This is a genomic window from Alienimonas californiensis, from assembly GCF_007743815.1.
In the GTDB taxonomy this organism is placed as follows: domain Bacteria; phylum Planctomycetota; class Planctomycetia; order Planctomycetales; family Planctomycetaceae; genus Alienimonas; species Alienimonas californiensis.
The window spans coordinates 2,696,267-2,707,337 of record NZ_CP036265.1; the positions used below are offsets into that span (position 1 = coordinate 2,696,267).

Annotated in this window: 9 protein-coding genes; all 9 read right to left on the reverse strand. The window is 70.3% G+C overall.

The genetic code is table 11. The features are described 5' to 3' along the window. Positions 1–188: 188 nt before the first annotated feature. Positions 189–992 (reverse strand): polyprenol monophosphomannose synthase, encoded by an 804-nt coding sequence (locus CA12_RS10675; protein ID WP_145358935.1) that lies wholly within the window; start codon positions 990–992, stop codon positions 189–191. Further along, positions 989–2,392, reverse strand: coding sequence for a tetratricopeptide repeat protein (locus tag CA12_RS10680; protein WP_145358936.1), 1,404 nt, complete (start codon positions 2,390–2,392; stop codon positions 989–991). The genes CA12_RS10675 and CA12_RS10680 overlap by 4 nt, the downstream gene beginning before the upstream one ends. A gap of 129 nt (positions 2,393–2,521) precedes the next feature. Further along, positions 2,522–4,120 carry a glycine--tRNA ligase gene (locus tag CA12_RS10685; protein WP_145361439.1) on the reverse strand — a complete coding sequence of 533 codons (1,599 nt, stop codon included), beginning with the start codon at positions 4,118–4,120 and terminating at the stop codon, positions 2,522–2,524. 90 nt (positions 4,121–4,210) lie between these two features. Then, positions 4,211–4,960, reverse strand: a complete 750-nt coding sequence (locus CA12_RS10690; protein WP_145358937.1) for a 2-phosphosulfolactate phosphatase — start codon at positions 4,958–4,960, stop codon at positions 4,211–4,213. 126 nt (positions 4,961–5,086) lie between these two features. Continuing rightward, positions 5,087–5,542 (reverse strand): hypothetical protein, encoded by a 456-nt coding sequence (locus CA12_RS10695; RefSeq protein WP_145358938.1) that lies wholly within the window; start codon positions 5,540–5,542, stop codon positions 5,087–5,089. A gap of 62 nt (positions 5,543–5,604) precedes the next feature. After that, the gene (locus tag CA12_RS10700; RefSeq protein WP_145358939.1) at positions 5,605–6,618 is read right to left on the reverse strand and encodes a DUF1559 domain-containing protein; all 1,014 of its coding nucleotides are present in this window, start codon (positions 6,616–6,618) and stop codon (positions 5,605–5,607) included. A gap of 295 nt (positions 6,619–6,913) precedes the next feature. Continuing rightward, positions 6,914–9,085: a terpene cyclase/mutase family protein gene (locus CA12_RS10705; protein ID WP_165700683.1), complete on the reverse strand. Its 2,172-nt coding sequence runs from the start codon at positions 9,083–9,085 to the stop codon at positions 6,914–6,916. 73 nt (positions 9,086–9,158) lie between these two features. Next, complete coding sequence (gene bioB, locus CA12_RS10710) at positions 9,159–10,271, reverse strand: biotin synthase BioB (protein WP_145358941.1); 1,113 nt, start codon at positions 10,269–10,271, stop codon at positions 9,159–9,161. Between the two features lie 102 nt (positions 10,272–10,373). Further along, positions 10,374–11,066: a hypothetical protein gene (locus tag CA12_RS10715; protein ID WP_145358942.1), complete on the reverse strand. Its 693-nt coding sequence runs from the start codon at positions 11,064–11,066 to the stop codon at positions 10,374–10,376. Positions 11,067–11,071: the final 5 nt, after the last annotated feature.

Consider the following 11,071-nt stretch of genomic DNA (forward strand, 5'->3'; position numbering starts at 1 on the left):
TTCACCGCAACGGCGGGCAAACGGGGTGTTGGAGAGGGCACTCGACAGCCGCGATAAGCGGAATTAAATAGGCCTTCGCGAGAATCTGGCGTGTCCTGTGAGCCCGAAGCGCAAGCGAGGGGCAACGCTCTGACCCTCGCTTGCGCTTCGGGCTCACGAAGAACGGCTCGCGTCACTCGCGATCGCGCTCAACCCCGGCTTGCGCCTCGGGCTGCCGTGGCGGGGCGTTGCACCGGTGGGCGGCGGCGTTCTTCCAGGCCGACCCGGCCGAGCGTCCAGAGGGCGGCGAGGGCTTCCCGGCCGTTGATCTTGGAGCTTCCCTCCACCCGGTCGACAAAGGTCACCGGCGTTTCGGCCACGCGGGCCCCCGCCACGACGCAGCGATACAAAAACTCCTCCATGAAGGCATAGCCGGTGGAGCGGACGGCGTCGAAGTCGACCCGTTCCAGCAGTTCCGTGCGGAAGGCCCGGAAGGCGCCGCTGCAATCCCGCTGCCGGAGCCCGAGCGCCGCCCGACTATAAACGTTGATCGCCCGGCTCATCAGGTGCCGGCGCCACGGCCAACCCTCGATCGCCCCGCCGGGGACGTACCGGCTGCCGATCGCCACGTCGTACTCGTCCAGCAGGGCGAGCAGCGCCGGCAAGTGGCGGGGGTGGTGGGACCAGTCGGCGTCCATGGTGACCGCGGCGTCGTAACCGTCGGCGACGGCGCCGCGGAGCCCGGTGAGCGTCGCCGTGCCGAGGCCGCGTTCGCCCCGCCGCACCACGACGGAGACCCGCGGGTTCGCTGCGAAGCGTTCTTCCACGGCTGCGGCGGTACCGTCCGGGGAGTCGTCGTCCACGACGCGCACGTCCAGCCGCTCGTCGACGGCGAGCACGCCGTCGATCAGGGTCGGGACGTTCTCCCGTTCGTTATAGGTGCAGAGAACGACCAGCGTCCGGCCGCGCGTCGCCTGTGAGCCGGCGTCGCCGGCGGCCGGAGCGTCGGTCAAAAGGTCGATCCGTCGTCGGTCGTCGTCTGAGCGTCCGCCGCGTCCGGCTCGGGCGCTGCCAGCGCCGGGGGCGCCTCCGTGACGGATGCGTCCGACGCGGCGGGGGCGGGCGTGGGGGGCGGGCCGATCAGCAGGTCGTCCGCGGCGCCGTCGTCCGCGGCACGCTGGTCCATGGAGCCGGTCGGGGCCGGGGCCTGATATTCGACCTGCACGGGATCGAGGTACGGCCGCAGGTGGGGGCGACCGCCGGTGAGGCGCCAGGCGGCCTCGAAGATCTCGCGGGCCCGGTCGTCGTCGTTGGCGTGCATCACAGCGCCGAGCAGGAACAGGCGGTCGGGGTCCCGGACGTCTTGGCGGGTCCAGTCGGCGACGCCGCCGAGGGCGGCGGTACGGGCGATGGAGTGGTCGGAGCCGAACAGCTCCCGCAGCGACGGCCCGGTCTCCGGCAGCGAGGGGTTCAGCGAGAGCGCGCGCCGGAGGTCCTCGGCGGCGGGGACGAACTGGCCGAGGGCGACGCGGGCGAAGGCGGCCCGGTAGAGCGGTTCGCCCCGGGTCGGGGCGGAGGCGGCGGCCCGGCGGTAGTGGGCGAGCGCCTTGCGGTAGTCGAGCCGGCCGAAGGCCTCGTCGCCGGCCCGCTCGTCGCGGAGGGCTTCGGCGAGTTCCCGTTCGTCGGCGGGGCGGGGTTCGTTCGGGGCGGGGCCGGCGTCGCCGAGGTCGATCGGCGCCCGCCAGCGGTCGGCCTGTTCACGCCAGGCTTCGTCCAGGGCCGGGTTCGGGCCGGCGCCCGCGGGCAGTTCCGGGCCAATTGCCGCCCCGCCGCCGCCTGTGGCCCAGCCGAAGCCGGGATTGCGGTGCGGGCCCATCATGAAGGCATTGGGGTTCCCGCCGAAGTTCGTGTAGTTCCCGCCGTACGCCGGATAGCCGAGGTAGTTAGTCCCGAGGTTCAATCCGTAGCCGTAATACGGCACGGGACCGGGGGCGAGGTACGCCCCGCCCGGCCCCAGCCCGACCACCGGGTTGGCGTAGTTGCCGATTCCATAGGGGTAATAGGCCGGCCCGCCGTATCCGTAGCCCAGGCCGCCGTAACCGTAGCCGTATCCCAAGCCCCGATAGCCCACGCCACGGTAGCCCAGTCCGCCGCTATAGAACCCGCCGCCGTTGGAGAAACCGCCGCCCGAGAGGCTGCCGCCGAAACCGCCAAGTCCCCCGCCGCGGGAGAAGGAGCCGGTGGCGCCGAAGGCTCCTTCGCCGGTGCCGCCGTCCTTCATCGGGTGGCTGTCCGGCAGGGAGCCGGTGATGCCGGTCCGCTGAGCCTCCGCCGTGCCCCCCGTCAGGCCCCACGCGACGGCCGAGAGCGCCGCGGCCGCAAACAGCGGACGGGACCAAAGGAGGGGGTTCATCGCCGGGAGCCGTTACGGGGGTAGGAACGCTCATTTTCACAGGGCCCCGGGCCGCGGGCAATCGGTGCGACCCCCACCCGCCCGGGGGACCCTGTGCTCCCGGCCGGACCGTTTGCCCGACCGGATCGCTCAGCCGATTTTGTCCCGGACGAAGGCTGTGACCTCCGCGGCGGGGATGCGGGACTGCTCCAGCGTGTCCCGGTCGCGGACGGTCACGGTGCCGTCCTGCAGGGTGTCGCCGTCGACGGTCACGCAGACCGGCGTGCCGATCTCGTCCTGACGCCGGTAGCGCCGGCCGACGGCCCCCTGCTGATCGTAGGCGACCTCCAGCCCGGCCCGTTTGAGGGCGCCGTAGATTTCCGCGGCCTTCTCCGGCATGCCGTCTTTTTTAACCAGCGGGAAGACGGCGGCCTTCACCGGGGCGATCCTCGGGTGGAACCGCAGCACGGTGCGGGACTGCATCTTGCCGTGCTCGTCCGGGGCCTCGTCCACCTCGTAGGCTTCGCAGAGGAAGGCCAGCGTGGCCCGGTCGGCGCCGGCGCTGGGTTCGATCACGTGCGGGACGAACTTCTCCTTGGTCTCCGCGTCGAAGTAGTCCAACGACTTGCCGCTGCCGGGGTGCTTCGGCTTGCCGTCCTCGCCCAGTTCGACCTCCAACTTGCCGTTGCGGTTGACCAGCTTGCCCTCGGAATGGCTCCGCAGGTCGAAGTCCCCGCGGTGGGCGACGCCCTCGAGTTCGCCGTATTCCCCCTCGGCGAGGAACGGGAACTTATATTCAATGTCCGCGGTGCCCACGGAGTAGTGGGCCAACTCGTCTTGGTGGTGCTCCCGCAGGATCAGGTTCGATTCGCTGATGCCGTGGTCGGTGTACCAGCGGAAGCGGCGGTCGCGCCAGTACTGGTACCACTGGTCGGAGGCGTCCGGGCGGCAGAAGAATTCAATCTCCATCTGCTCGAACTCCCGGCTGCGGAAGGTGAAGTTCCGCGGGGTGATCTCGTTGCGGAAGCTCTTGCCGACCTGGCAGATGCCGAACGGCAGCTTGACGCGGGAGCTGTCCAGGACGTTTTTGTAGTTCACGAACATGCCCTGGGCCGTCTCCGGCCGCAGGAACGCCGCGTCCTCCTCGCCGCCCAAGGCGCCGAGGGTCGTCTTGAACATCAGGTTGAACTCGCGGGGCTCCGTCAGGTCGCCGCCGCAGTTCGGGCAGTTCGGAAGCGGGGCGTCCGGGTACTGCTTGGTGAACGACTGCAGGTCGGTGCGAATCACCTCGCCGCCCTCGCCGGTCTTCTTGTCGAGGCGCTTCTGCTTCGTCTTGGAGAGCGTCGGGGCCTCGTCGGTGGGCAGGAAGGCCTCCGACGCGGCGACCTCGCCCCCCGCGGTCACGGCCGCGGCGACGGCGACCTGGTCGGTGCGGAAGCGGGCCTTGCAGCCCTTGCAGTCCGCCATGAAGTCGTGGAACAGGTCGTAGTGCCCGGACGACTTCCAGACCCGCGGGTGCATGATGATGGCGGTCTCGACGCCGACCATCTGGAAGGCTTCGGGGGCGCCGGCGGGGGCGACCAGTTCGTTGTGGGAGCCGACGGCGTCGCTCCACCAGGCGTCGCGAACGTTCCGCTTCAGCAGCGTGCCCAGCGGGCCGTAGTCCCAGAAGCCCTGCTGGCCGCCGTAGATGTCCGAATCCTGAAACACGAACCCCCTCCGCTTCGCGAGGGAGGTGATGTCGTCCATGGACTTCGGCATGACGGCGTCTCGTAGGGTCCGCTCTGCGGACCGAGTGTGGTAATCGGCGCGAACCGGGAACGGTCCGCGGAGCGGACCCTACGAAACTGAACGCAGCGCGTCGCCCGTCAGCCGGGGCAGCACGGGGGCGGAATCGACCGCGGCGCAAACCGCGATGTCTTCCCCCCGGCCCAGCTTGGCGAGGTTCCGTCCGCCGCGGCTGTCGGCCAGAGCCGCCGCCGTGTCCGGGTGGGCGGCGGCGAAGGCGGTCGCCAGGCGGGTCGGGTCGCCGTCGTGGTGGTCGATCCGTCCGACCCCGGCGGCGAGCAGTCGGTTCGCGGCCCGGCCGGCGAACAGGGCGTCTTCGAGGGTGACGTTCCGGTCCGTGCCGGCGCACACGAAGTGCACGGGGCGCTCGTCGCTGCCGTCGGCGGAGAGGTGAGCGCAGATCGCGGAGAGGTTCCCGAAACTGCCGACCAGCACCTCCTCCGCCTCCAGACACCGCAGCAGCGCCGCGGTGCCGTTGGTCGTGGTGAGCACGACCGGCCGGCCGCCGACGGACTCCGGGGTGAAGTCGGTCGGCGTGTTGCCGAGGTCGAAGCCGTCCACGATGACGCAGCCGCGTTCCCCGGCGAGCAACGCGGGTTCGCCGGCGGCCCGCAACTTCGCCGCGGTCTCGCGGGCGTCCTCGACGGAGCCGCAGGGCACGACGCGATCCGCCCCGGCGTGCAGGGCGTGACAGACGGTCGTGCTGGCCCGCAGCACGTCGATCACCACCGCCGTCCCCCCGGCGAGCATCGCCGGGGCGAACAGGGACGGCACGAGATGCACATGGATCAGTCGGGGCATCAGTTCACGCTACCCCCGATTCCCGGTCGCCGACAGGCGACCGAAAGACGCGTCGAGCCTCGATCTCCCGGTCGCCATGGCGATCGACTTGAATCGGGTCTGAGAGAAGGTCTGAGGCGCCGCCGCTCAATCGGCGGTTTCGAGCTGGATGTCGATCTCGTTCCCGCCGGGCTGGATCTCGATCACCTGAATCTCCTCGTAGTAGGACCGCGGAAACTTCGGCGGGCCGACGGACTGGGAGCCGGGGACCGGCTGCCCGTCCGGCCCCAAGACGGGCATCGGCCCGTCGCCCGTACCGCCGGGCATCAGAGCCACGCGGTGGGGGCCGGTTCCCACGCCGGCTTCTCGAAACGTGAACATTGCTTCGTACCGGCCCTGTCCGTCGGTCGTGGCGTACGAGGGCGAGCCGGGGCCGACGGGCGTGAACGACATCGAGATCCCCGCTCGGGCCGGCGCTCCGTCCACGAACACCGTCCCCTCCAGCGAGGACGGTTGCCCGCCCCCGCACCCCGCCGCCGTCAGCCAGAGGACTGCGGCGAAGGCGGCGGACGGCGTTTTGAGAACCAGCAGGCGGCAGGACATGGTCGGCCGACGAAATCGAGACGGAAGGGGCGGAAAACCTCGCGTAATAACGGGGCGCTTCTTCAGAACGCGTCCTCGATCGTCTGCATGTCGTTCCGACAGGCCAGACGCTGAAACGTCCCGATCGTGGATTTATCGACGTTCGACCACGAGGTCGACCAGTGATGCGGGTTGCCGTTCGCCTGTAATCCGTTATCGAAATCGATCGTATCGGCGACGAAATGGACGCTGCCGTCGCCCAGGAGGAATTGCGTCCCGCCGTCGTGATAGCTGGAGAATGCGGAGTAGTACCGCCCGGTCAGGGGACAGTTCGGCTTCATCAGGAAACCGCGGCCGACGACTTTCGGGGAGGACCAGGAGGATTCGCTGTTCACGTTCCCGACCCCGACCCAGTACCCCGCCTGATGCTCCCAACCGCGCTCGCCGATCATAATCGTATTGGTCAGGCCGTCGCGAAAGTCGGCGACGTTGGTGCCGTTCTGGGCGACCATCGCGCCCTGCATCGTGGGCGGGCCGCCGCCGGCGTTCCAGTTGGAATACTGATAGCCGTACATCCCGACGTAGTTGCTGATCGCCGGCTTCGTCGAATCCGGCCCGCCGCTGTGGCAGAAGTCGGCGGACGTATTAATGGTCGACCCCGCGATGTCGCTGGGGCACAGGTATGTGGGCACGGCCGTGCGGATCGCGGCCAGTTCTTCCGCCGGCCAGGAGGACGAGTTGTTTCCCGGCAGAGCCTCGTCGAACTCCCGACGGCCGACGTCCAGGACACGATAGAGGGTCGGTTCGTCCATATACGGCAGCAGGTGCGCGCCCCAGCCCCACGCCTTTCGCCAGTTCGCCTTGTTTTCGATCTTGTTGAATCCGTACCCGGCCGGAAACTTGTCGTGGGTACCATGGAAATTGTGCATCGCCAACCCGATCTGCTTGAGGTTGTTCTGGCACTGGCTGCGGCGGGCGGCCTCACGGGCCTGCTGCACCGCGGGCAACAGTAGGGAAACCAGGATCGCGATGATCGCGATGACCACCAGCAGTTCGATTAGCGTGAAGCCGGGTCGTTTAGGGTCGGAGCGTCTCATGATGAGTCTCGCGGAAAGGTTAAGGCTGTCGAGAAAACGGCGGCGCGGCGAAGGAGAGACCGCCCGGGACGCATCGAGAAGCCGTTATGGTAGGGTTTGGGGCGGCTGGAACAACGCCAACCCGGACCCTTCCGTCCGCATTTCGGGATCGTCGCCGCAATCGGTGCGTGGAATTCTAAATCACCGCCTCAACACGCCTCCCGCGTCCGTCGGCGCCCTCCGGGGCGGATACGACCGTTTTGCACCCTCCCCCCGGCGCTCCGCGACGCGAAAACGGAGGGCCGCCCGGCTGCGCCTATCGCACGGCCCGCTCGTAGCGGGCGAGGGCCATCAGGGGGAAGTACAGGCTATAGAGGTGGTACTTCAGGTAGAAGACGCTGGGGAAGCCGGTGCCGGTGAACTGCGGTTCGGTCCAGGTCCCGTCGAGGTTCTGCTTGTCCCGCAGCCAGGCGGCGGCGCGGCGGGCGGCGGGGGTGCGGGCGTCGCCGGCGGCGACCAGACCCATCAGGGCCCATGCCGTCTGGCTGGCGGTCGGCTCGCCCTGCCCCCTCAGGTTCGGGTCGTCGTAGGTGGCGGGGCTCTCGCCGAAGCCGCCGGAGGGTTGTTGCACGCTCTTGAGCCACCGCACCGCCCGGCGGACGCGGGCGTCCTCGGAGCGCACGCCCAACGCCGCCAGCCCCATCAGGCCCTGCCAAGTGCCGTAGAAGTAGTTCACGCCCCAGCGGCCGTACCAGCTGCCGTCGGCCTCCTGGGCGTCGTTCACGTAGGCGATCGCCCGCTTCATGAACGGCTGGTCCGCGGGCATGCCCAGCAGACCGAACAGCTCCAGCATCCGGGCCGTGAGGTCCGCCGTGCTGGGGTCGATCATCGCGTTGTGATCGGCGAAGGGCACCCGGCAATACAACTCGCGGGTATTGTCCACGTCGAAGGCCCCCCAGCCGCCGTCGCGGTTCTGCATGCCGATCAGCCAGTTCACCCCCCGGCGGATCGCCGCGGTCAGCGGGGCGGCGGCGGCGACGTCGCCCAGCGCCGTCCGCGGGTCCACGTCGCGGGCGGCGAGCACCGTGCGGTCGTCGTCGGCGGCTTCAGGGTCCTCGCTGAAGCCGATGTCCGCCGTCCAGTCCGTGCCGCTGCCGGCCGGCAGGCAGCGGGCCAGGGCCATCAACACCATGCAGGTGTCGTCGGTGTCCGGGTAGAAGCGATTGCGGTACTCGAAGCACCAGCCGGAGGGCTTCAGCTTCGGCCGGGCGAGGGAGTAGTCGCCCGGGGTGCGAATCTCCCGCTCCAGCAGCCAGTCCGCCGCCCGGCGAATGGTGGGGTGATGCGGCGGCAAACCGCTTTCCCGCAGGGCGATCGCGGCGATCGCCGTGTCCCACACCGGGCTCTTGCAGGGCTGGAGCCGGGTGACGGCCTCCCCGGCGTCGTTCGCCTCGGTCAGTTTGAGGCGGTCCAACTCGTCGAGCTGCCCGGCGATCTCCGGCGAGTCCTCGGCGTAACCCAGGCACTTCAGGCCGACGATCGTCCAGACGATCGGCGGGAAGATCGCTCCCAGCCCGTCGCTGCCGACGAGGCGGTCGAGGATCCAGCGCTCCGCCTTCTTCACCGCGATCCGCCGCAGCGGGCGGAGCCGGGCGGCGTCCGCGGCCTTGTAGGTGCGGTCCAGTCGGTAGAAGAAGGTGTGCCAGTCGAACTTCGACGCTCCCACCTCCCGGTCCACCGCTTCGCAGCGGGGCATGCGGAGCGGCAGGTTCTCCGCCCCGTTGACGAACAGGTCCCCCACGCTGACCCCCGCCGCCGGCAGGTCGCGGCAGGGCTGGTAGGCCCAGAGCAGCGAGAGCGGCACGACGATCGTGCGGCTCCAGGCGCTCATCTCCGTGAGGTTCAGCGGGCTCCACCGCGGGGCCAGCATCACCTCCGGCGGCACCGCGGGGCACTGCCGGTAGGCGATCTGCCCCAGCAGGGCGAGGTAGTACCGGGTGAAGCTGTTCACCCGCTCCGCCCCGCCGGCGGCCAGCGTGGCCCGCTTCGCCTTCGCCAGCCGCTCGTCCAGATCGGCCGGACCGCGATCCCCCGCCTCGGCCCCGGCGCCGGGCCCCGCGTCCTGCCGATACACCGCCCGCAGGGCCAGCACGGCTTTGACGGTGGCGGAGACGTCGATCGGCCCGCCGGGGTACTGCCCCCACCAGCCGCCGGGTTCCTGCTGACTGATCAGATGCCGGGCGACGGCGCGGGCGTCGTCGGTGCGCTCGCGGCCCAGCCAGGCGAGCAGGCAGAGGTATTCGCTCTGAAGGATGCTGTCGCCCTCCAACTCCCCGCACCAGTGGCCGTCCTCCTGCTGGAGGGCGAGCAGGGCGTCGCGGGCCTTGGCGACGGTCGGCCCGACCTCCGCCCCGCGGTCCGCGGGGCGGGGCAGATCGGCGTTGCGAACGGAGCCGGCGGCGACGTCGGCGAAGCGATGCGAGAGCACGACGGCTCGGGGTTGGGCTGGGGGGAAACCCGCGATGCGCCGCGGATTCTCCCCGGACGATAGGCCGGCCGACTCAAGCCCCGCAAGCGGCGGCGACCGCCGCGCCGGCCGATTCCCGCACGCCGACCGCACCGGTTTCCTGATCCGACCGCGAGACGTTCGCCTCGGCGGGCTCCGCCGCCCCGTCGGAGCGGCCGACGTCGCTCTCCACGCCGGACAGCACGACCTCGAAGCCGAGGTCCTCGATCATCCGGTGATCCTCGCTGGCCGGCTGGCCGGCGGTGGTGAGGTAGTCGGAGACGAACAGGCTGTTCGCCGCGTACAGGGCCAGCGGTTGCAGGCTGCGGAGGTTCACTTCCCGCCCGCCCGCCACCCGCAGTTCGGCGGTCGGCAGCAGGAAGCGGTACAGGGCCAGCACCTTCAGGCAGTAGCGCGGGTCCAGTTCCCGCCGCTTCTCGAACATCGTGCCGTCGATCGCGTGCAGGAAGTTGATCGGCACGCTCTCGGCCCGAAGCTCCCGCAGTTCGAGGGCGGCGTCGATCAGGTCGTCGCTCGACTCGCCCATCCCCACGATCAGCCCGCTGCACAGTTCCAGCCCGGCCTGACGGGCCTTCTTGAGCGTGGCGAGGCGGTCGTCGTAGGTGTGGGTGGTGACGACCTCGTCGTGATTGCCGCGGCCGGTGTTCAGATTGTGGTTGATCCGGTCCACGCCGCCGGCCTTCAGCACCTCGGCCTGACCCTCTTTGAGCAGACCCAGGCAGGCGCAGATGTGCAGGCCGTGCTCCTGCTTGATGCGGGCGGCCACGTCGGCGACGTGCTGGACCTCCCGGTTCGACGGCCCCCGGCCGCTGGCGACGATGCAGTAGGTCTTCGCCCCCGCCGCGGCGGCGTCCGCGGCGCCGGCGAGCAGCCGGTCGGCGGAGAGCATCGGGTACTTGTCGATCGCGGCGCTGCTGTCGCGGCCCTGCGAGCAGTACCGGCAGTCCTCCGGGCAGAGGCCGCTCTTGGCGTTCTTCAGGTAGTACAGCTGCACCGTCGTGCCGAAGCTGGCCCGCCGCACCTTGAAGGCGGCGTGCATCAGGGCGAGCAGGTCGGCGTCCGGCGCCGTCAGCACGGCCTTGGCCTCCTCCCGGGAGAGCAGCTCCCCGGCGAGGGCGGCGTCGGCGAACGATTCGTAGGTGCGCATATCAGCGGGGGCGGCGTGGCTCAGGGCCCGCGGAGGGTACCGCCGCCGGGCCTCGGCTTCACCCCCCGGCGCTGCCGGTTCGCCGCGTCCAGGGGAAGCTGGTCAGCCGGCGCCGCCCGAATCGGCGGCGCCGTTCGACCCGCCGCCCGTGCGGGTCCAGATTTCCGTTTCGTCGTCCTTGGGGTTGTAGAGGACGAGAGCCTCGTCGGCGGACTGCACCACCCAGTCCCGTTCGCTGCCGAACAGCTTGCTCATCGACTCGAAAGCCTCCTTCGGCGTGCCGGAGACGCTTTCGAAGTGCACGCCGGGCTTCTCGGCGTTCCGGTCGCCGGTGAGGGTCCAGTCGATCTGCACCGTGATCCGCTTGGCCCCCGCGAGGAACTGATAGAACGGATCGACGTCGACGGTCATCGTCGCGGTGCCGTCCGCGTGGACGGTCAACGTGCGCAGGCCATAGCTCTCGCGGGTGTAGGTGCCGGGCAGGCGATCAATCAGCGTGGGCGCCTCCTCTTCGACTCCGTCGACAGTCCCCCGCCCCGCATTGCCGTCGGTCTCGCTGCGCCGCAGACCGGACGCCCGCAGTTTCACCGCATCGCCCGCCGCGGCGATCCGCACCGGCCGGCCGGTCGCGGCGCCGACGGCGGAGCCGCTTTCGACCGGGGCGGGCGGCTCCTCCTTCGCCCCGCACCCCGCCAGCAGCGCCGCGAACGACGTGACGGCGACGCAGGCCGGGAACGAGCAGAGCGTCCGGACGGCGAACGACTCGCGCACGGCGCAACGGCGGGAGCGGGGCATCGGGG

What these genes read in the sequence shown, in the direction of transcription:
- CA12_RS10680 (WP_145358936.1), bottom strand. Translation starts at nt 2,392, where the DNA reads ATGAACCCCCTCCTTTGGTCCCGTCCGCTGTTTGCGGCCGCGGCGCTC.
- CA12_RS10685 (WP_145361439.1), bottom strand. Translation starts at nt 4,120, where the DNA reads ATGGACGACATCACCTCCCTCGCGAAGCGGAGGGGGTTCGTGTTTCAG.
- CA12_RS10690 (WP_145358937.1), bottom strand. Translation starts at nt 4,960, where the DNA reads ATGCCCCGACTGATCCATGTGCATCTCGTGCCGTCCCTGTTCGCCCCG.
- CA12_RS10695 (WP_145358938.1), bottom strand. Translation starts at nt 5,542, where the DNA reads ATGTCCTGCCGCCTGCTGGTTCTCAAAACGCCGTCCGCCGCCTTCGCC.
- CA12_RS10700 (WP_145358939.1), bottom strand. Translation starts at nt 6,618, where the DNA reads ATGAGACGCTCCGACCCTAAACGACCCGGCTTCACGCTAATCGAACTG.
- bioB (WP_145358941.1), bottom strand. Translation starts at nt 10,271, where the DNA reads ATGCGCACCTACGAATCGTTCGCCGACGCCGCCCTCGCCGGGGAGCTG.
- CA12_RS10715 (WP_145358942.1), bottom strand. Translation starts at nt 11,066, where the DNA reads ATGCCCCGCTCCCGCCGTTGCGCCGTGCGCGAGTCGTTCGCCGTCCGG.